We start from the raw sequence: 23709 nt of genomic DNA on the forward strand, positions 1-23709 counted from the left end.
GCAGATATCGAAAGTCCCGATAGCGCGATACTTGTCGGCGTCGCTCTCGCTGCTATTCACTTCGAAGGAACTCCATGACGATGTCCGTCGCATTCAGCACCCTCGATGTCCCCACCGCCGACGGCAATGCCGATTCCTACCTGGCCCGACCCGATGACGGCACGGCTCACCCCGGCGTGCTGTTCTATATGGACGCCTACGGCCTGCGGCCCTGGTTGCGCGAAATGATGGAAGCCATCGCGGCCCATGGCTATACCGTGCTGGCACCCAACATTTTCTACCGAACCGGACGCGCGCCGATACTGCCCATGCCCGATTCCGCGGATCCGGCGGCGCACGCGAAATTCTTTGTCGCACTTGGTCCGGCGCGGGCGGCGCTCACACCCGATAAGGCGGTCGTCTACCCGAATACCCGGCACGGCTTCACCATGCGCGATACCCCGGTCTTCGATCAGGCGGCCTACGACCGCCATCTGACCGACCTGCTCGCGCTCCTGCGGCGGGCCTCCCCGAGTACATAGGTCGCGCATAGCCAGTGGCTCCCGCGCACAGGGTGCGACCTCTGCGCCGAAGCCACTGGGGCTGTGGCCGACACCGGGGAACCCACCTCGGGGCAAGATGGTCGGCAGGGCCTAGTGCGAGGAGCACCTATGGAGTTGACCTACGGCGACGTCAAGACCGCGAGCGATCGGATCAGCGGATACGTGCGGCCGGTCGCGCTGGCACCAGGGGACGCGGTCCCGACGACCGGATCCGGCCCCTGCGAGCTGTGGCTGGCGCTGGAATTCATGCAGCACACCGGTTCGTTCAAAGCCCGTGGCGCGCGCAACTTCATCCAGGCACACCGAGATGATGGCACCCTGTCGGACGCGGGTGTGACCATCGCCTCCGGCGGGAACGCGGGACTCGCGTGCGCATGGGCGGCGCGCGGACAGGGCGTGCGGGCGACGGTGTTCCTGCCGACCACCGCACCGACGGTGAAGGTCGAGCGGCTGCGCGGCTACGGCGCGGACGTGCGCCTGGTCGGCACGGAGTATGCCGAGGCGCTTGCCGCCTGCCGCGAATATGCCCACAGCAGCGGCGCTCTGCTCTCCCACGCCTACGACAACCCCTGCATAGCGTCTGGTGCGGGCACGTTGATGATGGAGATCCACCGCCAGCTCCCCCGGCTGGATACCGTCGTCGTCGCGGTCGGCGGCGGCGGTCTGTTCGCCGGAATCGCCACCGCCGCACACCACTACGGCGTCCGGACGATCGCGGTCGAACCGGAGAACTGCCGGGCGCTGCACGCCGCGATCCAAGCAGGCACGATCGTCGACGCACCGGTCGACTCGGTCGCCGCCGATTCCCTCGGCGCCCGCCGCGCAACCGAGCTGGCGCTGTATGCGGCCCAGAACTACGACGTCACCTCGGTTCTCGTCCCCGACGAGGACATCATCGCGACCCGCCAGGCGTTGTGGCACGACCGCCGCTTGGCCGTCGAACACGCTGCCGCAACCGCTCTCGCCGCCCTGACCACCAGCACCTATCGCCCCGAACCCGGCGAACGGGTCTGCGTCGTGCTGTGTGGCGCCAACACCGACCCTTCGGACCTGGCGCGCTAGGTCCGGGACGAGGGGCCGGGCGAACTATGCTCGATATCGACTCGGATGGAGGCAACTCATGTCGGTCCAATCCCTTATGGTCCCGGTCGGTACGCCCGCCCCGGACTTCGCCCTGCCCGATCTCGACGGTCGCACGCACGCCCGCGCCGACTACCTGGGCGGGCCCGGACTGTTGGTCATCTTCGCCTGTAACCACTGCCCATACGTGCGGCACATCGAAGCCGAGCTCGGCCAGGTGCTCGCCAGCGTGGCAATGCCGACCGTGGCGATCTGCACCAACGATGCCGACGCCTACCCGGACGACGCGCCCGATCGGCTGCGCGCCCAAGCCGACCGGGCCGGATGGAAGTTCCCCTATCTGATCGACGCGACACAGGAGGTGGGCCGGGCGTTCCACGCCGCGTGCACGCCCGACTTCTTCCTCTACGACGCCGACCTCGCACTCGCCTACCGTGGCGCGTTCGACGAATCCACGCCGGGCAACGGTAAGCCGGTGACCGGCAACGACTTACGCGCCGCGATCGAGTCCGTACTCGCTGGAGCGCCTGTGCCCGAACCGCATAGGCCGAGCATGGGCTGCTCCATCAAATGGCGTGCGCGCGGCTAGGTTCCGATCACCGCGTTCATGATGGTGCCCGCGCTGGTCGCGACCACGCCGCCGATCATGGCCCCCGCCACCATCTTCGGGGACTGCAGGCCGCCGCCGGACCATTTCTCCCACGCGAACCGGCCGCCCGCGTAGGTGATGGCGGTGACGCCCGCCAGCAGAATGAACCAGGTGAAATAGCGCACCAGCTGCAGGATTTTGTCCGCGACGGGCGGCGCCTCCGGTGTCGGGTTACCGATCTGGGCCAGGACTGCTCCGTAGGTGTCATGTGCCGCGGCGAGAATCATGCTCACAGTCGTACCCCTCTTCTGATATCGGCGACGCCGTGCGAGCGTCTAGCCAGATGATAGCCCGTCAGCGCGGGACAGACTGTGCACCAATCGGATTCAACTACAGACCGGTCATCTGGATTCTACGACGCGCATGCGGTCTCGCCGCAGGATGTGCAGCGCCACCACCAGACCCGATACGGTGAGGACCGCGGCGATCAGGTAGATCGAACGCAGTCCCGGTCCATCTCACTCAGCGGGGCCCAACAGAAAACCCTGCGCGACCTGCTGCAGGCGATGGTCACACCTCTTGTTTAAACATACGATCGGCCGTATTGTTTAAATATGACCACGGCAACGCTCCCGACCACCGAGGAAACCGATCCCTTCTGCCTGCCGCCACTGGACGCGGCCGCGCTGCTCTTCGACGCGCCGTGGCGGCGGTTCGCGGTGATCGGAGATAGTCTCTCGGCCGGAACCGGCGACCCGAGTCCCGGCTACGCCAGCATCGGCTGGGCCGATCGGGTCGCGGATACCCTGCGCCGGGTCCACCCCGACCTGGCCTACCTCAACACCGCGCGAGATGGGGCGACCACCGCACAGGCGCTGCGAGACCAAGCGGATCGGCTCACCGCATTCGCACCCGACCTACTCCACCTGCCGAGCGGCGCGAACGATATCGTGCGGCGCACACCGGATTTCGCCGAGATCGAGGCGACGCTGCGGGATATGTACCGCTTCGCGGCCGGGACCGGCGCCCAGCTGTTGACCTTCACCCTGGGCAAAGCCTATGTCGTGCCAGTCTTTCCGGACTGGGGCTCGCGGGTACGGGCAGTCAACGACATCACCCGCCGCCTGGCCGCCGAATACGGCGCACTCGTCGTCGATATGTGGGCGCATCCGATCAACGACCGGGAGAACCTGCTGAGCGCGGACCGCATCCACTTCTCCGCCTCGGGGCAAGCGGTGCTGGCCGCCGAAGTCGTCAAATGCCTTGCGCACCAACTCGGTGAGCGCGTGCCCAAATGAGGGAAGCATCGCGCAGCGATTCGATGAGGGGTGGTGGCCGGGTGGCGGGTGGGCCCGAGGACAAGCGGCTGCTGCGCGGTGCGCGCAGTCGGCAGCTGGTGCTGCGTCAGGCCGTCGACACTGCCTCGCTCGACGGTCTCGACGGGCTGAGCTTCGGCAAACTTGCCGCCGACACCGGCCTCAGCAAGGCAGGCGTGCAGACGTTGTTCAAGACGAAGGAGACGCTGCAACTGGCGGCGCTCGACTTCGCCCGCGAGATGTTCATCGACGCCGTCATCCGCCCCGCACGCACGCGACCCCATGGGGTGCAACGCCTGCGCGCCCTGATCGACTACTGGATCAGCTACGCCGAAACCCCGCTGTTCGCGGGCGGCTGCTACCGCGTCGCCAATATGGCGGACTTCGACAGCCGCCCCGGCCCGGTCCGCGATGCCCTGGTCCGCGACCAGCACGACTGGACCGCCACCATCGCCCACGAACTGCGTCATGCGGTCGACGCGGGCGAAATCGCCGACCTGGATACCGATCTCGCGGCCTTCCAACTCGACGCGGTCCTCTGCGCCGCCAACACGGCCCTGCGCCTCGGCGACACCGAGGCGGCCGACAAGGTCCGCCGAGTTGTCGAATCCTTCCTTACGCCACCGGCATAACCGCGGTCAGGGGCGGTCGGGGGTTTGTTGAAGTTCGATGGTGGTGCGGTCGCCGGTGAGGATGAGGGTGCCATTGGCGGTGGTCCAGGCGGGGGCCCGGAGTAGGAATTCGGTGAGCCAGGCGTCCTGGTCGATGAGTGCCGGGGCGAAAGACAGGACAGTCGAGAAGGGGGATCGCGTTTTCAGCACACCGCTGTCGGTGTCCACCTCGAACATCACCGTATTGCCGCCCGCGTGGGCGGACAGGCGGTGCGTCTCGTCGACGAACCACAGGGTGATCCGGGTGCCGCGGACCAGGAATCGCGGCCTGCCGTTCTCGGTCACGGACGAAGAAACATAGCAATGGCCCCAGAGCTCGGCATCGGACCCACCCGTCGCCCGGCCGCCACCCCTTATCGAATCGCTTCGCGATGCTGTACGCCCACCCGTCACCCGACCGCCACCCCTTATCGAATCGCTTCGCGATGCTGTACTCATTGGTGGATCAGACCTAACTCATGGCGTTCGACGGCTCACTCATCCTGGTTCCCTTCCGGCCGCTCAGAAATGACCCGGTCCACTGAGCGAACCGATCCGCGAAGATTCTTCTCGATTTCACGCGCGGCGCGCGCGACCAGACCGGGCAGGTTCGGCGGAAACTGTTGCGACAGCGACATACACCCGATCGCGGCGGCATCACAGCCGACCGGTTGACGTATTGCCGCTGCGGCACAACAGATCCCGGCGATCAGTTCGTGATGATCGACGGAAATCATTCCGGCATCGGCGATTCCGGCGCTCACCCGCTGCCATTCGGCGGCCGAATAGGTCGGCGGCGGCACGGTGTTATCGGCACGCCCCGCGAAGAGCACCTGCGCCAACGCGGTCCGATATGTCACGTCGGGATCAGCGGTGGTGCCGAGGTAGAACTCCGCACCCTTGATCCCGGTGACCAACCGCATCTCGCCGGCATCGAGAACACATACCGCCACAGTCGATTTGGTCAATGCCGCCAACACCCGGGCCGGTCGTTGCGCGGCCCGCCGCAGCATCGGCGCGGCCTGCCACTGCCGCCCCAACTCCGCCATCCGGGCACCGACGAAATACCGCTGCTCGACCCGCTGCACCGCGCCGAGCGCCACCAACTGCTCGGCCAACCGATACGCGGTGGCCTTGGCCAACCCCGTGGATCGGGACAGCTGCGAGAGACCACAGCCTTCCGGTGCCGCCGAAATCGCCTCCAATATCTGGAAACCGGCGTCGAGCACGCCACGGCCTGCTCCGTCAACCAATGGGCTCCCGGCCATCGTGCCTGCCTCCTCCATACCGCCGGGCGCGCAATGGCCCACAGCAAGAAGAAATGGTACGCCCGTTGTCGTTCGCAACAAGGCGATCTTGCGGGTCGACCGGGACAGTCGCCTGATCCGCACCAGCTCAGGGGACAGGGGCCCGGATTTTCTCAGGAGAGTCTCATGGAACACCTACCCGTGGTCTCAGGACCGATCCGTTCAATGTCCGGTAGCTGCCCCGCCCGGTCCCAGTCTCACCCGGGCGGTAGGCAGCGCCAACTTCCTCGGCAAATGCGAAACGACCTCGAACCGAATCGGGGGCTACCTCGTACCACCTACAACAACGGGTCGAGAACGCCGAGGTCATGATGAGCGTCGAACACTTCAACCGTCGGACAATCGTCATCGGAGCAGGAGCTGCCGCCTTTGTCGCGGCCTGCTCGACGAGCGAACGCTCCTCGACACAGCCGAGCACCACCGCCAGCACCGCACCGCCCCTGACCACATCGAGTTCGGCCACCGCCGTACCGACCGCCGAACCGCCGCCCCCGACAACCGAACACGTGCAGGCGGGCCCCGAACCGGTGCCGGGCACCGCCCTCACGCGCACCTCCGATGTGCCGATCGGCTCCGGGGTACTGCTCGGCGATACCGTCGTCACCCAGCCGAGTGCCGGTAATTATCAAGCCTTTTCGGTAATCTGCACGCATGCGGGCTGTGCTGTCAACACCATCGGCGGCGGCACCATCAACTGTCCTTGCCACGGCAGCAGATTCAACCTGGACGGATCCGTCGCCACCGGCCCCGCGACCCAGCCGCTCGCCGCGCGCACCATCTCCGTACAGGGCGAATGGATTGTCGCGGGCGCCTTCGCATCCCTGCCGGCGACCCAGCAGATCCAGGAACAACCCGCACCGGCGCCACAAGTCGTCGAGCAGGGCGCACCGGACAACGCCATCGCCCGCGCCTCCGACGTACCCGTCGGCTCCGGACTCATTCTCGCCGACACCGTGGTGACGCAGCCGAATCCCGGTGATTACCAGGGCTTCTCGGTGATCTGCACGCATCAGGGCTGTGCTCTCAACGAAATCGCGGGCGGCACCATCAACTGCCCTTGCCACGGCAGCAAATTCAACCTCGACGGATCTGTCGCCACCGGCCCCGCCAACGAACCACTGTCCCGGCGCGAGGTATCCGTACAGGGCGACTGGATCGTGGCAGGCGCACCGGCGACGCCGCCGGTGATCAAGCCGTGGTGGTGCGAGGTCCCGATCTTCGCCCCCGGCAGCGCGGGCTGTTGACGACCCGAACGGCTAGGTCTTCCCGGCCGTTCGGGTGGCCCCGATGGAGGCGGCGACCACGCAGATGACGCCCGCCCATTGACCGGGACGCATGATCTGGCCGAGCACGATCAGTCCGGCCAACGCGGCGGCCGCGGGTTCGAGGCTCATCAGCACACCGAACACGCGTGGCGGAATCCGCCGCAGTGCTTCGAGTTCCACCGAATACGGCAGCACCGACGACAGCATCGCGACCGCGAATCCGGCGGCGAGCACAGCGGGGTGGAACAGTTGGGTGCCCGCGTCGGCGATGCCGACCGGGATCATGAGCACGCCGCCGAAGGCCATCGCCAGGGCCAAACCGCCACCGCCACTGGTCCGGTCACCGAGGGCGGCGCTGAGCAGAATGTAGCTCGCCCACAGAACTCCGGCGGCCAGGGCGAACAACACCCCCGACCACCCGACCTGCCCGCCCGCCTTGGTCAGCAGCAGCACCCCGCCGCCGGCGAGCACGGCCCACACCGGATCGGTCCAATGCCGCGAGCCCGCCAATGCGACAGCGAGCGGCCCGAGGAATTCGAGGGTGACCGCCATACCGAGCGGAATCCGCTCGATCGCCTGGTAGAAGCATAGATTCATGGTCGCGAGCACGGCGCCGTAGCCGAGCACCACCGGCAGCGCGCGCCGTTCGATCCGCAGCGCCGACCGCCACACCACCAACAGCACGATCCCGGCGAAGAACAGCCGCAGCGTGACCGCGCCTGCGGCCCCGGTCGCGGTGAACAACTGTTTGGCCAGCGCCGCGCCGACCTGCACGCTGACGATCCCGACCAGCACCAACGCCGTCGGCGGCACCCCGCCGAGTCCACGGTGGCTCACCGCGCGCAGTGCCATCAGCGGCCATGCGGACTTCGGACTCCGTTCGAGATCGATCGCGACCACTCAGCACCCTCCAGCCGATAATCCCCGAAATCCCATCATCCGCACACTGTCAACGCCGGTGGGCGTCAAGCGGGCCGAGGACCTGCGAGATCGATGAGATCGGCATCCTGCGGCGCGGAATCCGCCTCGACCGCAAGCGACTTCGCACGCCTGCTGCTCACCAGATACACCGCGACGAGCAGCACGCTCAACCACACATAGGTGTTGCCCCACAGGTGTTGCCAAGGCGTCCACGATAATTCGCGCCGATTGTCACCGGGCATCCAGTTCTGCGGGCCGTATACGAACGCCGCGACGGTCAGCGCGATGGCCACATACCATCCGACGGCCTGGCGGCGCGGCAATGTGGTCGCGTAACAGACCATCGCGAACACGGCGGGCGCGATCATCACCCAGTGATGCGACCACGAGATCGGCGATACCAGCAGCGTGAAGACCGCATTGATGGACAGCGCCAGCGCGGGCTCCCGCGCCGCCTGCCGCATGGCCGCGACCACCAGCACGAGCAGTACCGCGCTCAGCAGCAGCCACAGCACGGTGAACAGCGGCTTCTCCACGCCGAACCGGGCCAGCACGGCCTGGATCGACTGGTTGGTGTGGAAGGAGGAGCCGCTCAGGCCGGAGACGTTGCCGAGTCCGCCGAACCAGTAGTTGACCGATTCCTTGGGCAGGATCGCGAAGCTGAGCGCGGTCGCCACCGCACCGGTGATCGCGGCCGTGGCTGCCGCGCGATAGTCCCGGCGCACCAGGAAATACAGCACGAACGCGGCCGGAGTCAGCTTGATCGCGGCGGCCAGCCCGACCAGCATGCCGCGCCGCCATTTCGGCTTCTCGGTCAGGCAGTCCGCGGCGACCAGCACCATCAGCAGCAGGTTCACCTGTCCGAAGTCCAGCGTCGAGCGGACCGGCTCCAGCAGCATGGCCAGCGGGGTCGCACACGAGGTGGCCAGCAGCGTCAGGCGCAACCCGCCCTGTTCGGGCCAGCGCCGCCGCGCGACGAGATACAGCGTGACTGCCAGCGCCAGCGTCGAGGAGATGAAGAAGGCGAAAGCCGCGGCATCCCAGGGCAGCAGCGCGAACGGGCTCAGCACCAGCGCGGCGAACGGCGGGTAGATGAACGGCAGACCGATGCCGATGGTGGTCTGCGGCAGCTGGCCGTACATATCCGCGCCATCGCGCAGCGCCTCGATCCCGAGCCGGTACACCTGCAGGTCGATGAATCCACCGGTGATCCGGTGGAACGGCCACAGCGGCATGGTCAGACACAAGGTGGCGAACGCGATGAGCAGCACCGGCACCAGCCACACCACGCGCCCGAATCGTCGGTTCACGGGCTTCGGCCTATCTGGGGTGGTGACACTACTCATCCGCGGCGACTATACCGACCCGCGCGAACGTCGCCGAATCGGCGTTCCTGCTCGTGGCAACCGCACGGCCTCAGGACGCCCCGAACAGGCTCAGCAGGTCGTTCTTGCCGAACATGGCGGCCGAGGCCCGCGCCGAGGGCGTACCGGCGTCCGGATCCGCGCCCGCGGCGAGCAGGGCCCGCAGAATCTCGGTCTCGCCCTTGAAGACCGCACCGGCCAGCGGGGTCTGGCCCTTGTCATTGGGCCGATTCGGATCGGCCTCGCGCGCCAGCAAGACCTGTACGGCGTCCTGATGACCGTGGTACGCGGCCAACATCAGCAGGCTGTCGCCGTGATCGTTGGTGAGGTCCACCGGGACGCCGGCATCGAGGTACGCCGTGAGCTTCTCGGCATCGCCATGTCGAGCGACATCGAAGATCTTGGTGGCAAGTTCGGCCAATTCCGCGTCCGTGTTGTCAGTGCCCATCTGCCAGTACTACCACCTGCGGTTCGCCGGAGACGGCAGTTGCGGCCGAATACTCGCACCGGTCTGTTCGTGGGCGGTCACCGTCGATAACAGTTTCATAACTCGACGATTGGGTACTCCCTCGTTATGACAGCGACGCAGAACCGAGACCACCGCATCGCCGGTGTCGATCGCGGAACCGCGCTGCTGGCCTCGGCAACCTGTTTGATTTTCGTGGCCAGCATCGCCACCATCACCCGATCCTTCCCGACCACCGCCGCCGCCGCCGGATGTCTCGCGGCCGGACTGGTATTGACCATCGGCATCCTGCCGCAGAGTCGCTAGCCGCGTAGTTCGAGCCGGCGACTCCACCGAATAATTCGACTCCCTTCCCGATACGGCAGGCTTAGTGCCGTGCGTGTGCTGATGTTGGGTCCCTTCGAGGTCCGCGATGATGAGGACCGGCCGATCCGGATCGCAGGCGTCAAGGTGCGCGCCCTATTGGCCCGGCTCGCCATGGCACCCGGCCGGGTCGTCCCGGCCGATGTGCTCGCCGACGCGATCTGGGACGATCGCCCGCCGGACAATGGCGCGAATGCGTTGCAGGCGTTGGTCTCTCGGGTCCGGCGTGCGGTCGGCACGACACGCGTCGAGGGCCGGCAGCCCGGCTATCGGCTGGTCATCGATCCGGTCGATGTCGATATCGTCCGGTTCGAACGGCTGGCCGCGGCGGGGCGCGATTCGGGCGATCTGGCGACGTTGCGCGAGGCCGAGTCCTTGTGGCGGGGTCCGGCGCTGACCGAACTGCTGGAGCTGCGGTTCGCGGCCGACGCGGCGGTGCGGCTGGACGAATTACGGTTCGCCGCGGCCGAACACCGACTTGGGCTGGAGGTCGCCGCGGGCAACGATGTCCTCGACGAAGTGCGCGGGCTGGCCGAGGCGCATCCGCTCACCGAAAGCTTTCAGGCCCTGCTGATCCGCGCCCTGTATGCGGCGGGCCGGCAGGCCGATGCGCTGGCGGCCTACGAGCGCATCAGGGAGCGGCTGGCCGATGAACTCGGCATCGACCCCTCCCCGGAGCTGACCGAACTACATCTGTCGATCCTGCGTCAGGAATCGACGGGTCCGCGCCGCCGCACCAACGTGCGCGCCCAGGTGACGAGTTTCATTGGGCGCGACGAGGATGTAGCCGAGCTGAGCACGCGACTGGAGACCGCCCGGCTGATCACCATCGTCGGCCCGGGCGGCGCAGGTAAGACCCGGCTCGCCGTCGAGGTTGCCCAGCGAGCGGGCGGTGTGGTCTGGATGGTCGAACTGTCCGCGGTGACCGATCGGGAACAGGTCGCCTCCGCGGTGCTCACTACGATCGGGGTGCGCGAGGTCGGTCTGCTCGAGCCGTCAGCGGGCGACCCCGTCGACCGATTGGCGGAATACCTTGCGCAACAACGTGTCCTGCTGATCCTCGACAACTGCGAGCATCTCGTCGACGCGGTGGCGGAGCTCGTCGACCGGCTGCTCGGCGCGGGTCCGGAATTGCGCGTGCTGGCGACCAGCCGGGAATCGCTGGCCATCGACGGCGAACACATCCATCAGATCGGTCCGCTGCGCTGGCCCGAGGATGCCGCCGAATCTGCCGAAAGCGGCCCTGCCGTACGCCTTTTCGTCGAACGCGCGCGGGCGGTCCGCCCCGATTTCGCGCTGGACGCCGGCACCGCCCTCGCCGTGGTCGAGATCTGCCGACGGCTCGACGGACTACCGCTGGCGATCGAACTGGCGGCGGCCCGGCTGCGGGCGCTCTCGGTCGGCCAGATCGTGGCGAAACTGGATGATCGGTTCGCCCTGCTCGGTCGCGCCAGCCGGACCGCGCAGGCCAGACATCGCACATTGCGCGCGGTCATCGAATGGAGTTGGGCGCCACTGGCCGAACCCGAACGGGAGCTGGCCATGTGGCTGGCGGTATTTCCGGCGGGCGCGACGCTCGACGCCATCGACGATCTCGACCTGCTCACCGGCCTGGTGGACAAATCGCTGGTGGAGCGCGGCGGCGAGCGGTACCGGATGCTCGAGACAATCCGGTCGTACGCGCTGGAACGGTTGGTGGAGTCCGGCCGGGAAACCCTGATCCGCGGCAAGCACGCACACTACTTCCTGGAGTTGACCGAATCCGCCGAGGCCGAGCTGCGGACCGCGGCGCAGCTCGACGCGCTCGCCCGGCTCGATGCCGAACGCGACAATATCTCCGCCGCACTGCGATTCGCGGTCGACAGCGGTGATGCCGAGTTGGGTATTCGGTTGATCGCGGCGATGTTCTGGTACTGGACGTTGCGCGGGATCCACAGTGAGCGGCGGCGCTGGACGCGGACGGTGCTGGAGATTCGGAGTGCGGTGCCGGATGAGCTGCGGGCACTGCATGACGTGCTCGACGGGTTGTCGCGGTACGAGGGTGGGGCGATCGGGGACGGGATTCGGGCGGTGACAGCCGGTCTCGAACTCGCCAGGAGTTCAGAGGATGTGCCCACCGGACCCGCTCGGTCCGTGCTGTCGGTCGCGCCCGCCTTCCTGGAAGGTCCTGCGCTCCTGGCGGATTCGGCCGCACGGTGGCCCGACCCCACCGCATGGGAGCGCGGGATGGCGTTATTGCTCACCGGCACCAGCATCGACGAATTGACCATGGCGAGAACCGAGTTCGAGGCGGTGGGCGAACGCTTCGGTCTGTCGACGACACTCCAGTCGATCGCCGATGACCAGATGCGCCACGGTGATCTACCGCAGGCGATCACCTCGCTCACCCTCGCCGCCGACGCCTTCGAGGAGCTGGGCAGCTCCGGCGATGCGGCGGCCGTCAGCGCCGAGTTGGCCATCGCACTGGCCCGCCTCGGCGAACTCGACCGCGCCGAAGCCGCACTGTCGCGGGCTCGACGACATGTCGAGGCGGCCGGTGAGCCCGGCACCGCCGCGTACGTCTCGCTCGCCCAGGCCGAGTATCTGCTGCGCCGCGGCGACCGGAAGGCGGCACTGCGGGAACTCGACCGCGCCGAAGCCGGTCTCGCGCGGACCGCCTACGGCACCCGAATCCGCGCCAGGAGTGCGGGTCTTCGGGCGCTCATTGCGATACTGGACGACGACGCGGCGGCCGCTCGACGGGTGCTCGACGCCGCGACCAGGGGTCTGCTCGGAACATCCGCCAGTTCAGACGGATCGTCAACAATCGGAGCGCAACCCGACGACTTGGCCATGTTCGCGCACCTCTATGCCGCGCTGGCGCTGCACGACGACAACCCGACCGCCGCGACCCATCTACTCGGAGCGGCAGCCGCCTTGCTCGGCACGGAAGACAAGCGCGGCTACGACAACCTCCTCGCTCCCGCCGCCCGAGCCCGCGAACTCCTCGGCTCCCCTGCCTTCACCGCCGCCTTTACCACCACCGCAACCTCGTCCCCCGCCGCCGCCCGCCAATCCCTCCGCGACCAAACCGAACACACCTGAGAATGCACCGGTGCAGGTGAACGTCGAGTGGGCCATGCATCAGCGCATTCTCGACCTTTGGCGGGTTATGCGGAATCGATCGCCCCAGCGGAACTGTGATCAGGGGGCGGAAGGTGACGTCGAGGACTCGGACCCACTGCTTGTCGGTCATATCGACGACTGGGCCGCCGCCCAGCACGGCATTGTTGACCATGATGTCGATGTGACCCAATGCCGGTGCGGCGCTGCGGATCAGCTCATCGACGTAGTGCGGTTGCGAGCTGGGCGAGGTAGTGGGCGACTGGTTCGAGGGTGAGCAAGCCGGTGGTTGCTCCGGCCAGTTCTCGTGCGGCGGGGAGTAATTGGTGGTGCACGCGTCGCATCGTCGGCTTGTCGTCGAGTGCGATGGCGGCTCGGGCGATCAGGCATAGGCGTAGTTCGAGAAGTAGATCGTGGGGGGATTCGGGGGCCGTGCGGAGAGCCTGCCGTGCGTCGTCGGGCCGGTTCTGGGCGAGTAGGACGAGGGGTCGCACCCAAGGCTCGTGCGGGCCGAAATCCGATGGGGTGCTATCGATCGAACATCCGTATCGCAGGCGCAGGCAGAGCAGGGCAAGGGGGAGGATGCCGTCTTCGAGGCCCGGCATCGCGGCGCCGCGCAGGTCGGCGGCGGCCGCGCGATAGGCCGCCTCAGCGTCCTCGAAGGTGCCGGAGTGGGAGTCGCGGAGCGCGGCGTACCAGTGGGTGAAGATCGGGACCAAGGGTAGGTCGTATTGCTCGGCCAGACGGTCGGCGGCACTGGCGTGGTGGTCGGCCGCCGCGAAATCGGCGATGGCGCAGTCGGATTGGATACCGATGAGGTGGCCGAGGACCTCGAAGGTGACGAGATTGTGGGCGGCGGCCAGATCGATCAGCTCGGCGGCCAATTGTGCGCGCTCGGGTGCCAGGCCCGCACGTTCGAAGGTCGACATGAACCGGCCGTTGAGCGCGAAGGCGAGCAGCGCGGGGTTGTCGAGCTGTCTGGCAATGGCCTCCGCTTCGGTCGCCGCTACTCGACCCCGCTTGTCATCGGTGGCGCGCAGTTCCAGCGCGATGGTGGTGAGGAGACGACTGCGGACCTCCAGTTCGCCGGCTGGTAGCGCCGCGAGGGTGCGTTCGGCCGCGCGAACGACACGCTCGGCCAGGTCGGGATCGTCGTTATCGGTCCAGAGCGCCGGGACGTCGAAGGCACTGATCACCCGTGCGGTCAGGGCCGGATCGGCGAGCGCTTCGGCGGTCGTGATGGCCTGCGCGCGTAGGGTTCTGGCTTCCGCAAGTTTGCCCGTGACTGCGAGTGCGCGAACCAGACCCATGGTGGCATCGAGGCGTCCGCGCACATCGTTGTCACCTGCACGGTCGTGGGCGGTAATCGTCGCGCGCCAGAGCCGAGCCGCCTCGTGTGGCGCGAAGACGCGTTCGGCGGCGAGGGCAGCGAGGCGCGCGTAGCGCGCGGCACGGCCCGCGGTGGCGCGACTGTCGGCGCGGAGAAAGTGGTAGGCGAGGACGGCCGGATCGCTGACCTCTGCCTGCTCCAGCAGCTCGCCGACCGCCGCATGCCAGGCGGCGCGGCGTGGGGCCGCGATGTCCAGATAGAGGACATCGCGGACTACTGCGTGTTCGAATCGGACTCCGCTGGAACCGGATTCGGTGAGAAACCCGGCGCGCACACCGGCCTCGATCGCATCGAGGACGGGCTCCTGCGCTCCCACCAGTCCGATGAGCAGATCGCGATCGATATCGCCGCCGACAACAGCCGCCTGTTGCAGCACCGTCCGCTCCGCCCGGGACAGTCCGGCCAGTCGATGACGGACGATATCGCGCACACCGACCGGCACCGCATCGAGCGACGCGGCGCCCTCATCGCGCAACAGGCGGGTGATTTCGCGGACGAAGAACGGATTTCCGTTGCTGCGCTGATGAATTCGCCGGAACACCGCGATATCGACCTGCTCCCCTGCCAATTCCCGTACCAGGCCGAGGGTTTCGGTCTCGGTCAACCCGCTCAGGTAGATCCGGGTCGGCTCGGCGCGCGCCAACCGCGCCAGCGCCGCGGTCAACGCGGTACCTACCTCGGTTGCGCGATAGGTACCGATGAGCAGCACCGACCCGTCGACGGGCGCAGTAGCCAACGTGGACAGCAGATCCACCGTCTCCTCGGCCGCTTGGTGCAGATCGTCGAAGACCAGCAGTACCGGGCGATCTCGTGCCACGACAGCCAGATATTCGGCCGCCGCGCGATGCGCACGGAACCGCGCGACCGCGGGATCCGCCTCCGGTTGGGCCACATCCGGACCTTGCGGATACCCCGCTGCCGCCAGTCCGGCCAGTATTCGCGTCCACGGCCAGTTGGACGGCGTCCCCCGATCGACCGGACTCGGACCCCAGGCGGTCGTCCACCCCTGCTCTGCCATCAACATCGAAAACTCTTCGGCAAGAGCACTTTTCCCGACACCTTCGGTACCGGAGATCAGCACGATCCCCGACCGACCACCGGCTGCACACTCATCGGCGGCGCTCCTGAGCCGCGCCAGCTCATCCGCTCGGCCGACGAACGGTCGCGCGAGCGTACTGCGCCGCGCGATCACCGCCGAATCGGTGCCGGTCGTATCGTCGCCTGGCATCAAATGCGGTGCGTGGGAGAGAATGCCGGCTTCCAGCCGACGCAGTTCGGGACCGGGGTCCACACCCAGCTCCATGCGCAGATTCCGGCGGACGCGACGCAATGCGGCGAGAGCCTCACTCTGGCGACCGGAACGATACAGCGCCAATACCATTAGCTGCCAGGCTTGTTCGCGCAGCGGGTGCGCGCCGAGATGCGAATCCAGCGTGCGGACCGCATCCCCGTGGCGCCGTAACGCCAGCAGTGCGCGTGCTCGCTGCTCGCTCGCGAGCGACCGATGTTCATCCAATCGGGTGATCTCGGCACGCGCCCAACCCGTTTCGGCGAATTCGGCGTAGGCCGGGCCCTGCCACAGCTCGAGCGCCGCGTCGACCTCGCCCAGCGCGTCGGCGGCTCGCCCCGCCGCGAGCAGTTCGTCGACGCGACCGACCGCCGCCTCGAACCGCCACGCATCCACCTGCTCGGACGCCGCGCGAATCGCGTACCCGGGCGGTTCGGTCACCAGCACGCGGGCGGGTTCGCGCGGTTTGCGGTCCGGCTCCAGCACCCGGCGCAAAGCGGCGACGAAGGTCTGGATCGCGCCGACCGCATCCGCCGGCGGCCGCTCCCACAGATCGTCGACCAGATGCGCGACGGGTACCACCCGCCCTCGCGCGACCAGCAATCGTGCGAGCACCGCCCGATGGCGCGGCCCCTTCAGCGGCAGCCGACCACGCTCGTCCTCGGCCCACACCGGACCGAGCACACCGAACGCTATGCCCACGACGCCGAAGACCTGGTCACGCCCACCAATCTAGCCGCTCAGCGGGTGCTGACCAGTTGCTCAGTGCGGCCGGGCAGGGTCGTCGAAGGCGGCCCACCGAGGCCCTGCCGGAAAGGACTCCCGATGACTCAGCGAATCGCCGGATTCGACTACCAGCGTGTGACCGTCGCCGACGAGGTGGCGCTCAATGTCGCCGTCGGCGGCAACGGAAGCCCCATCGTGCTGCTGCACGGCTTCCCGCAGACCCACCTGATGTGGCGGCATGTCGCTGCGGATCTGGCGGCCGACCACACCGTGATCTGCCCCGATCTGCGCGGCTACGGCGCAAGCGACAAACCCGCCGACACCGACGGACAGACCTACGCCAAGCGCACCATGGGCGCCGATATCGTCGCCCTCGCCCGCGCCTTCGGCCACGACCGATTCGCCCTCACCGGGCACGACCGTGGCGCCCTGGTCGCCATCCGCACCGCCCTGGACCATCCCGACACCGTCACGCACCTGGCAGCACTGGACGTCCTGCCTACCCTCGACATGTGGGAGGTCATGCACGGCACGACCGCCGCCATCGGCTTCCACCTCTACCTCATGGCCCAGCCGCCCGGCCTGCCCGAACAGCTGATCAGCGCGAGCGCCGACACCTTCTTCGGCCATTTCCTCGATATCTGGACCCGTGACCCGCGCGCCATCCCCGCCGACATCCGGGCCACCTACCTGGCCGCCTCGCGCAACGCCGTCGCCTCGATCGTCGCCGACTACCGCGCCTCCGCCCACATCGACGTCGAACACGACCGGATCGACCGCGCCGCGGGCACCGTCTTGCGCATGCCCGTCTCGGTCCTGCAACAGGATTGGGGTGCCGCCCTCGGCTTCGACGCCCGATCACTGTGGCGCGCTTGGGCACCCGATCTGCACCACGAAACCGTCACCTGCGGCCACTTCATGGCCGAGGAATCCCCCGCCGAGGTGACCAAGGCGCTGCGTGATCTGCTGAACCGCCAGTAGCGACTACCGAGCCTGGTCCGCGACCTCGGCGCTGCGGCGCGCGCGGTGGGCGCGGACCCGGCCGCGGCTCGCGCAGGCCGGCGCCGGGCACCAGCGACGGCGGTCCTGCGGGTCGAGAAAGACGCCACGGCAATCGTGTTCCGGGCAGCTCTTGAGTGCGGTGCGCTCGGCTCCGGTCAATTGGCCGACCGCTTCGCGAGCGATGCGCGCCAAGGCGTCGTCCACCGTCGCAGGCGGTTCGCGACGCAACCGTTCGTCCGCGGCCAATCGGATGGGGTCCGGGTGGTCGGCCACGAAGGCGGCCAGCTCAGCGACGGCGGCCGCGGGCGGCGGCTGCCGGTCGACGGTGGCCAATGCCAAGGCGCGCAAGGTTTCTCGCAGCTGCCATACGCGACGCAGATCATCGTCGTCCGGAGTGCGCTGCGGGGCCAGATCGACCCGTTCGAGCCAGTCGGTGAGCCGCTCGGGCGTGGCGAGCCGTTCCACCGGGTTCGCGCTGAACCTGCGGCCGGTCGTGGCGAGCAGGTTCAACCAGGTCGCGCCGCAGTCGAAGCGGAAGGCGAGCTTGTCCTCGGTAGTCACCGAACAATTGTAACGCCCATCCCGTTACCATATGCTAGCGTTCCGTAACGGCTAGAGCATTACGAGGAACGAGGGATGACAATGACCGAACTGTCACAGCAGATGACACCGGCGCATTTCGACCGCGCGCAGGGCTACCGGATGCTGGACCTGCTCCAGGACGAAAGCACCCAGCAGGCCGCGCTACCGAGCCTGGAGCAACTCGCGCCCGGCTTCGGGGACTGGATCGTCACGGCCCTGTTCGGCGGCACCTATCAGCGCCCTGGCCTATCGCTGCGTGATCGCCAGCTGGTCAATCTGGCCGCGCTGACCGCACTCGGCGGCGTCGACCCGCAACTGTCCGGTCACGTCAAAACCGCACTGCGCGTTGGTATGACCCGAGAACAGATCGTCGAGGTGTTCGTCCATCTGGCGCCCTACCTCGGCGTCCCGAAGGCACTGGCCGGACTGCGTATCGCCGCAGCGGCTCTCGCCGATGCCGAGCAGGAGGCCGGGAAGTGAGTGCGCAGATCCGCACCGTACTCGGCGATATAGCTCCGGCATACCTCGGCATCACCGACTCCCACGACCATCTGTTCTTCCGCTCACCCACACTGCCCGGCCAGGAACTCGACGACCCTGCGGCCGCCCTTGTCGAACTGAAAGCCTTTGCGGCACTTGGTGGCCGCGCAGTCGCCCAGTGGACACCCTGGGGCCTGGGACCCAGACTCGACGAATTGCCGGACCTGTCACGGCAATCCGGCGTACACGTCATCGCCGCGACCGGCATGCACCAGGCCAGGCACTACGACCCGACCGAACTGACACCCGTCTACGACGGTCTGACCGAGCTGTTCATCCGCGAACTCACCGGGCCGGGCATCCGTGCGGGCATGATCAAGATCTCCGGCGCCTACCACCATCTCGACGAGCACACCCGCCATGTCGCCCGCGCCGCCGCCGCGGCCCACCACGCCACCGACTCCCCCATCGGTATCCATCTCGAAGCCGGGTCCGCGGCATTGGAGATGCTCGAGCTGCTCAGCGATACCCATGGCATCCGACCGCAGCGCATCATCCTCGGTCACCTACATCGCTTCCCGGACACCAGAATTCACCGCCGAGCCGCCGAAGTGGGCGCCTACCTCGCCTTCGACGGCCCCTCCCGCGCACACCACAACACCGACTGGCGGCTGCTCGACATCCTCGCGGCGCTCACCGACGCAGGTCACACCCACCGCATCCTCCTCGGCGGCGATACCGTGACGGCGACGGCCAGATCCACCGCAGACGGCCCCGGCATGCCCTTCCTGCTGACCACGCTGCGCCCTCGGATCGAACGAGAGTTGGGTCCGGATATCGCCACCGCCATTTTCATCGACAACCCGGCCAGCGCCTTCGCGGCGAACTGGCGGTCGAGATAGCTGTTATCAGCAAAGCGGGGGCGATCCGTAAGCAGGTTCTCAGGCCCGACGGGTTATCTGGAATTCATGAGCGCCTGCTGGCACAGGTCAACGACACAGTCGTCAAGGCCGCCCGGCTAGCGGGCGAGTTCCCGTGGCATCACCACGACGCGGACGAACTCTTCCTCTGCTGGGACGGCACCTTTCGCATCGAACTCGAAGGCCGTCCGCCGGCAATTCTCGATGCGGGCGAAATCTTCGTGGTATCCAAGAGGATTCGGCACCGCCCAGTGGCGGACACACCGGCACACGTCCTGCTGGTCGAGCACCCCGAGACCAAGCAATACGGCAACTGAGCTCCCTACTGCTCTAAATCGACTGATATAGAAGCGGATTCGGGAATCTCACCCGCGGCGATCATGCCGAGCAGGGCAAGTGCGCGTTCCGCGGGCGAGCCCGGCTCGGCGTGGTAGGCGATGAGTATCTGCCCCGGAGCGCCGTTGACGGTGAGGGTTTCATAGGACAGGATCAGCTCGCCGACGAATGGATTGCGAAAGTGTTTGATGCCAGCGGTTTTCACGCGGACATCGTGGCGTGCCCAGAGCCGTCGGAAATCCTCACTCTTCAGCGATAATTCGCCGACCAGTTCGGTCAGGCGCGGATCGTCCAGATCGGCGCCCGCCGTGGCCCGCAGACTGGCGACGGTATCGGCGGCGATGGTCGGCCAGTCGACGTAGCAGTCGCGCGCCTGCGGGTCCAGAAAGATGGCCCGCACCATATTCACTCCGGGCGCCGAACAGGAATTGACCGCGGTGGCAAGGGGATTCGCGGCAAGCACATCCATATAGCGGCCGAGAACCAGCGCGGGCGTATTCGGCCACGCCGCCATCAGCCGCAGTAGTCCGGGCGCGACCCGCTCCGGCCGCCGCGACGTCCGCTTGCGCCGCGTGGTCGGTCGCGCCAACTCACGCAGGTGTGCCATCCCCTCCTCATCGAGGGCGAACACCCGGGCCAGCGCCACGACGACCTGCTCGGACGGATGCTTATCGCGCCCCTGTTCCAGCCGCACGTAGTAGTCCGCGCTCATTCCGGCGAGCAGTGCGACTTCCTCACGGCGCAGCCCGGCCACCCGCCGCTGCCCGCCGCCGGGAAGTCCGAACTCCTCGGGACGCGCGAGCTCGCGGCGTGCCCGCAGGAAAACGCCCAACTGATTCGCGGAGTCCATGAACCGAGGGTAAGGCCTCCAGGATGAGCCTGGGTGGCCCCGCGACTACCAGGAAGTCCGCAGCCTGGCAGGTGGCGACTCCGGGCGCGAACGTTGTGGTCATGACAAACACACTGGAAGGCCGCACCGCGGTAGTCACCGGAGCATCGAGCGGCATCGGCGCGGCAACCGCCCGCCAACTCGCGCACCACGGCGCGCGGGTCGCGCTGCTCGGCCGTCGCAAGGACCGGATCGAGGAGCTGGCGGGCGAGATCGGCGGGCAAACCCTCGCCGTGGTCGCCGACGTGGTCGATCAACAGTCGGTGCGCGACGCCGCGGCGACGGTGCGCGCCGCATTCGGCCCGGTCGACCTGGTGGTCGCGAATGCGGGCGTCATGCTCGCCGCGCCGTTCGAATCCGCGCATACCGACGAGTGGGACCAGATGATCGGCACCAATATCAACGGATTGCTCTACACCGGACGGGCTTTCATCGATGACCTGCTCGCCGCGGCGGGTGCCGGCCGACCCGCGGACCTGGTGCACGTCGGGTCGGTCGGCGGGCACCTCGTCTTCCCGAACTACGGCGTATACACCGCGACGAAGGCCGCGGTCGCCCACCTGACCCGGAATTTGCGCGCGGAACTCGGTCCGCGCGGGGTGCGGGTGAAGAATATCGAACCCGGGTTCGTCGAAACCGAACTCGGCGACGGCATGCAAGACGCGCAGCAGCGCGCCGGTCTCACGCAGATGCTCGGCGACCTGGAGATCCTGGGCCCCGGCGATATCGCCGATGCAATCGCCTACGCCGTGGCCGCGCCGCCGCGGGTAAATGTCGCCGAGCTCATTGTCGTGCCCACCCAGCAGGGCTGAAAACTGATGCGGTGGGCGCTCTTTCGAGCACCCACCGCATGTCTGGTCGCCAAGATCAGTCGGCCAGCGCCGCCCACCCGGCCCACGGCCGTGGGCCGATATCGCCGCGAATACAGGCCAAGCGGAGATCCGCCTGCTGCTGGTAGACCGGATTCGCGGCGGCCGCCTGCGCGGCCATCGTGGCCATCCGGAACTCACGGATATCGCGCAGCAGATAGAAGCCGTCCCAGCGCATCACATCCCGGCCGTAGCCACGGCAATACTGCGCATACAGCTCGTCGCTGATCCAACCGAAGGACGCGCATTCGATCGCCGCGTGCACCAGATCCCATTCCGGCGGACCGATCGACAGCTGGCCGGGATCGAGCAGGATCACGCTGCCGTCCTCGGCCACGACCACATTGCCACTCCACGCGGCGCCGTGGATCACGCACCAGGGTTGCCCGGTCGGCAGCGCCGACCACCGCCCGCGCAACTCTTCCAAATATCCACGCAGCCAAGACCTATCGTCCGCGCTCGAGGTGTGCGCGGCGGCAATGCGCTCATCGAGGCCGACGAACGGCGCCACCCGCCCGAGCTCCAGATCGGTGGGCGGTGACAATCCGTGCAGCCGCGTCAGCGCCGCGGCCACCTCGGCGGGCGTGCCCGCGCGGTGGGGCGGTAGTGCGTGCCAGAAGGTCACCGCGTGACCGTCCACCACCACCGGCTGCCGAATATCGGATACGGCCTGCACCACGGGAATTCCGGAAAACGCCAACCACCGCGCGACATCGACCGCTCGCTTGGCGGCGCCTTCCTGTCCTCGCGCGCCGATCCGGACCACCACACCGTCGGGCAACCCGTAATCGATATCCTGGGTCACCCGAAGCAGTTGAGCACCAGCGGCATTGATGCCAACACCCACACAGGCGGCCCGTAGTATCGACCACGTCCCATTACCCAGCCGCATAGTGGTCATGAGCTCATCGTAGTGCTTCTATCCGGCGAATTCCGTTGATTCACAAGCAGTCTGATGGCTCAACTACGTCCGTCCGGGATGGCACGGTATGCGCAGGCCCGCTCCGCGGCGGCCCATTGATCGGCGAGCCGCTCGATACGGCCCGATGACCAGCGAGTTTCGATCGACTCGCGGTCCGCTCGAGGTCCACGCCCAGGTGCACGGAGCAGAGTCGGTACATGACCGCCAAATAGCTTACAGCCGTGATCATGACGTCCGTCGCGGAGGCGATCGGCCTGGACGAAGCCGCATTCGTCCGAGATCGACACTGATCGTTTGGCGGTGCGGCCGAAAGCCGGGCGACGCCAGTTCGTCCTCGGCCCCGACCGAGTCCGCGCCGAAGAATAGGTCGTCAGCGCACTGACCCGCTGCTGCTCCGGCATCCCCTGGTCACGCGAGTCGTCGCAGCCCGCGTCTGCGCGCATACTGGACCATCGTCGAACAACTCGCCGGAATGTCCGACGAAGAACAACGCCTCAACGAATTCGCCTACGGCTCAATAGATATCCGCCGCAGCATAGCAATCACCGTAAACCGATCTCCCCCACCGAAGCCCTACTCGCCCTGACTCGGCGCGTGCTGAACTACCAGCCGTAGACCGAGAACGACACCTCGTCGGCGAGGTACCGCATAGCATTTCGGCAGTAGTCGATCATGTGATCAGGCAGCGCATCCAGCGCGAACCAGCCGAGCGCACTGCACTTCTCGGGCTCCCGATTAACGGGTTCGCCCTCCCAATCCGTCACAGTGAAGAAGAACGCCACCCGGCCTCCCGACGAAGAGCTGTGCATGACGTGACTGAACCGCACATCCTCCGCTCTGATCACCACTCCAACCTCTTCCTCGGCTTCCCGAATCAGCGCCGCGACAACGGATTCCTCGGCCTCCAAGTGACCCGAGGGAAGATGCCACGCCCCATCCCCGAACCCAGTGTTCTGCCGTCGACCGAAAAGCACATTGTCACCACAGCGCAAAACCAAGTGAACATCACCAGTCACCTTGTGCCGCTGCGTCTTTGCCGCCGGAACGATCCCAGTCGCACCCATAAGCATCCCCTCTGGAAATAGTCGGACTCGTTGTCCGAACGGAATCCATGCTGTTCCATCGGCCGTGTAAAGGTGGCCACCGCCGCGGCAGATCACCGTACGCCCCAGTTGCGGGCCGGTACGTTCCGGCTCAGCTAGCGAAATCAAGTCCGCGGTCGAGGACGTCATGATCCTCACCTGCGCCTTCTCGTCTTCGCGGATTCTCGGCGCGGCTTGCACCGATGTGATCCACGTCTCATGTACCGTGCGACACCGACGCCGGACCATGAGCGGTCC

General features: G+C 67.3%; 24 protein-coding genes. 13 read left to right on the forward strand and 11 right to left on the reverse strand.

Features of this window, described 5'->3' with window-relative positions:
- Positions 1 to 74: 74 nt before the first annotated feature.
- The 3 genes from OG874_RS26215 to OG874_RS26225 all read left to right on the forward strand — a co-directional run bounded on the left by OG874_RS26215 (position 75) and on the right by OG874_RS26225 (position 2211).
- Positions 75 to 521, forward strand: coding sequence for a dienelactone hydrolase family protein (locus tag OG874_RS26215; protein WP_330249797.1), 447 nt, complete (start codon positions 75 to 77; stop codon positions 519 to 521).
- Positions 522 to 650: 129 nt separating this feature from the next.
- On the forward strand, positions 651 to 1604 hold the full coding sequence (locus tag OG874_RS26220) for a threonine/serine dehydratase (protein WP_330249798.1): 954 nt from the start codon (positions 651 to 653) through the stop codon (positions 1602 to 1604).
- Positions 1605 to 1662: 58 nt separating this feature from the next.
- Positions 1663 to 2211 (forward strand): thioredoxin family protein, encoded by a 549-nt coding sequence (locus OG874_RS26225; protein WP_330249799.1) that lies wholly within the window; start codon positions 1663 to 1665, stop codon positions 2209 to 2211.
- Here OG874_RS26225 and OG874_RS26230 read toward each other — a convergent pair.
- Positions 2208 to 2498, reverse strand: coding sequence for a hypothetical protein (locus tag OG874_RS26230; protein WP_330257409.1), 291 nt, complete (start codon positions 2496 to 2498; stop codon positions 2208 to 2210). The genes OG874_RS26225 and OG874_RS26230 overlap by 4 nt on opposite strands.
- 327 nt (positions 2499 to 2825) lie before the next feature.
- Between OG874_RS26230 and OG874_RS26235 the strand changes: the two genes are divergently transcribed.
- Positions 2826 to 3509 (forward strand): SGNH/GDSL hydrolase family protein, encoded by a 684-nt coding sequence (locus tag OG874_RS26235; RefSeq protein WP_330249800.1) that lies wholly within the window; start codon positions 2826 to 2828, stop codon positions 3507 to 3509.
- Entirely contained in the window at positions 3506 to 4159 is a 654-nt protein-coding gene (locus tag OG874_RS26240) for a TetR/AcrR family transcriptional regulator (RefSeq protein WP_330249801.1), read from the forward strand. Before OG874_RS26235 ends, OG874_RS26240 begins: the two co-directional genes overlap by 4 nt.
- Positions 4160 to 4165: 6 nt before the next feature.
- Here OG874_RS26240 and OG874_RS26245 read toward each other — a convergent pair whose 3' ends face one another.
- Entirely contained in the window at positions 4166 to 4483 is a 318-nt protein-coding gene (locus OG874_RS26245; RefSeq protein WP_330249802.1) for an META domain-containing protein, read from the reverse strand.
- A 188-nt stretch (positions 4484 to 4671) separates the two neighbouring features.
- Positions 4672 to 5445, reverse strand: a complete 774-nt coding sequence (locus OG874_RS26250) for a helix-turn-helix domain-containing protein (protein WP_330249803.1) — start codon at positions 5443 to 5445, stop codon at positions 4672 to 4674.
- A gap of 347 nt (positions 5446 to 5792) precedes the next feature.
- On the opposite strand from OG874_RS26250, the gene OG874_RS44865 reads away from it, so the two are divergent.
- Positions 5793 to 6728, forward strand: coding sequence for a Rieske 2Fe-2S domain-containing protein (locus OG874_RS44865; RefSeq protein WP_442943107.1), 936 nt, complete (start codon positions 5793 to 5795; stop codon positions 6726 to 6728).
- Positions 6729 to 6740: 12 nt separating this feature from the next.
- Here OG874_RS44865 and OG874_RS26265 read toward each other — a convergent pair whose 3' ends face one another.
- The 3 genes from OG874_RS26265 to OG874_RS26275 form a co-directional block, all read right to left on the reverse strand.
- Positions 6741 to 7649: an EamA family transporter gene (locus OG874_RS26265; RefSeq protein WP_330249804.1), complete on the reverse strand. Its 909-nt coding sequence runs from the start codon at positions 7647 to 7649 to the stop codon at positions 6741 to 6743.
- Between the two features lie 65 nt (positions 7650 to 7714).
- The gene (locus OG874_RS26270) at positions 7715 to 9016 is read right to left on the reverse strand and encodes a glycosyltransferase 87 family protein (protein ID WP_330249805.1); all 1302 of its coding nucleotides are present in this window, start codon (positions 9014 to 9016) and stop codon (positions 7715 to 7717) included.
- 70 nt (positions 9017 to 9086) lie between these two features.
- Positions 9087 to 9482 carry an ankyrin repeat domain-containing protein gene (locus tag OG874_RS26275; protein WP_330249806.1) on the reverse strand — a complete coding sequence of 132 codons (396 nt, stop codon included), beginning with the start codon at positions 9480 to 9482 and terminating at the stop codon, positions 9087 to 9089.
- A 126-nt stretch (positions 9483 to 9608) separates the two neighbouring features.
- Here OG874_RS26275 and OG874_RS26280 point away from each other — a divergent pair, with 126 nt between their 5' ends.
- Both OG874_RS26280 and OG874_RS26285 read left to right on the forward strand, forming a co-directional pair.
- The gene (locus OG874_RS26280; protein WP_330249807.1) at positions 9609 to 9806 is read left to right on the forward strand and encodes a hypothetical protein; all 198 of its coding nucleotides are present in this window, start codon (positions 9609 to 9611) and stop codon (positions 9804 to 9806) included.
- Between the two features lie 69 nt (positions 9807 to 9875).
- Positions 9876 to 12947, forward strand: a complete 3072-nt coding sequence (locus OG874_RS26285) for a BTAD domain-containing putative transcriptional regulator (RefSeq protein WP_330249808.1) — start codon at positions 9876 to 9878, stop codon at positions 12945 to 12947.
- 236 nt (positions 12948 to 13183) lie between these two features.
- Here the strand turns inward: OG874_RS26285 and OG874_RS26295 are convergent, their stop codons facing one another.
- Positions 13184 to 16345 (reverse strand): BTAD domain-containing putative transcriptional regulator, encoded by a 3162-nt coding sequence (locus OG874_RS26295; protein WP_330249809.1) that lies wholly within the window; start codon positions 16343 to 16345, stop codon positions 13184 to 13186.
- Positions 16346 to 16468: 123 nt separating this feature from the next.
- Here OG874_RS26295 and OG874_RS26300 point away from each other — a divergent pair, with 123 nt between their 5' ends.
- Positions 16469 to 17350 (forward strand): alpha/beta fold hydrolase, encoded by an 882-nt coding sequence (locus tag OG874_RS26300; RefSeq protein WP_330249810.1) that lies wholly within the window; start codon positions 16469 to 16471, stop codon positions 17348 to 17350.
- A 3-nt stretch (positions 17351 to 17353) separates the two neighbouring features.
- Here the strand turns inward: OG874_RS26300 and OG874_RS26305 are convergent, their stop codons facing one another.
- Positions 17354 to 17932: a CGNR zinc finger domain-containing protein gene (locus OG874_RS26305; RefSeq protein WP_330249811.1), complete on the reverse strand. Its 579-nt coding sequence runs from the start codon at positions 17930 to 17932 to the stop codon at positions 17354 to 17356.
- Positions 17933 to 18007: 75 nt separating this feature from the next.
- Here OG874_RS26305 and OG874_RS26310 point away from each other — a divergent pair, with 75 nt between their 5' ends.
- From OG874_RS26310 to OG874_RS26320, 3 genes are all read left to right on the forward strand, one after another.
- Positions 18008 to 18433, forward strand: a complete 426-nt coding sequence (locus OG874_RS26310) for a carboxymuconolactone decarboxylase family protein (RefSeq protein ID WP_442943108.1) — start codon at positions 18008 to 18010, stop codon at positions 18431 to 18433.
- The gene (locus OG874_RS26315; protein ID WP_330249812.1) at positions 18430 to 19335 is read left to right on the forward strand and encodes a phosphotriesterase family protein; all 906 of its coding nucleotides are present in this window, start codon (positions 18430 to 18432) and stop codon (positions 19333 to 19335) included. Before OG874_RS26310 ends, OG874_RS26315 begins: the two co-directional genes overlap by 4 nt.
- Before the next feature lie 77 nt (positions 19336 to 19412).
- On the forward strand, positions 19413 to 19670 hold the full coding sequence (locus tag OG874_RS26320; RefSeq protein ID WP_330257411.1) for a cupin domain-containing protein: 258 nt from the start codon (positions 19413 to 19415) through the stop codon (positions 19668 to 19670).
- Positions 19671 to 19675: 5 nt separating this feature from the next.
- Here OG874_RS26320 and OG874_RS26325 read toward each other — a convergent pair whose 3' ends face one another.
- Positions 19676 to 20539, reverse strand: a complete 864-nt coding sequence (locus OG874_RS26325) for a helix-turn-helix transcriptional regulator (protein ID WP_330249813.1) — start codon at positions 20537 to 20539, stop codon at positions 19676 to 19678.
- Positions 20540 to 20640: 101 nt separating this feature from the next.
- Between OG874_RS26325 and OG874_RS26330 the strand changes: the two genes are divergently transcribed.
- Positions 20641 to 21390, forward strand: coding sequence for an SDR family oxidoreductase (locus tag OG874_RS26330; RefSeq protein WP_330249814.1), 750 nt, complete (start codon positions 20641 to 20643; stop codon positions 21388 to 21390).
- A gap of 55 nt (positions 21391 to 21445) precedes the next feature.
- Here OG874_RS26330 and OG874_RS26335 read toward each other — a convergent pair whose 3' ends face one another.
- Positions 21446 to 22348, reverse strand: coding sequence for an aminoglycoside phosphotransferase family protein (locus OG874_RS26335; protein WP_330249815.1), 903 nt, complete (start codon positions 22346 to 22348; stop codon positions 21446 to 21448).
- Between the two features lie 623 nt (positions 22349 to 22971).
- Entirely contained in the window at positions 22972 to 23601 is a 630-nt protein-coding gene (locus OG874_RS26340; RefSeq protein ID WP_330249816.1) for an NUDIX hydrolase, read from the reverse strand.
- Between the last annotated feature and the right edge of the window lie 108 nt (positions 23602 to 23709).

This window comes from Nocardia sp. NBC_00565 (assembly GCF_036345915.1).
GTDB lineage: Bacteria > Actinomycetota > Actinomycetes > Mycobacteriales > Mycobacteriaceae > Nocardia.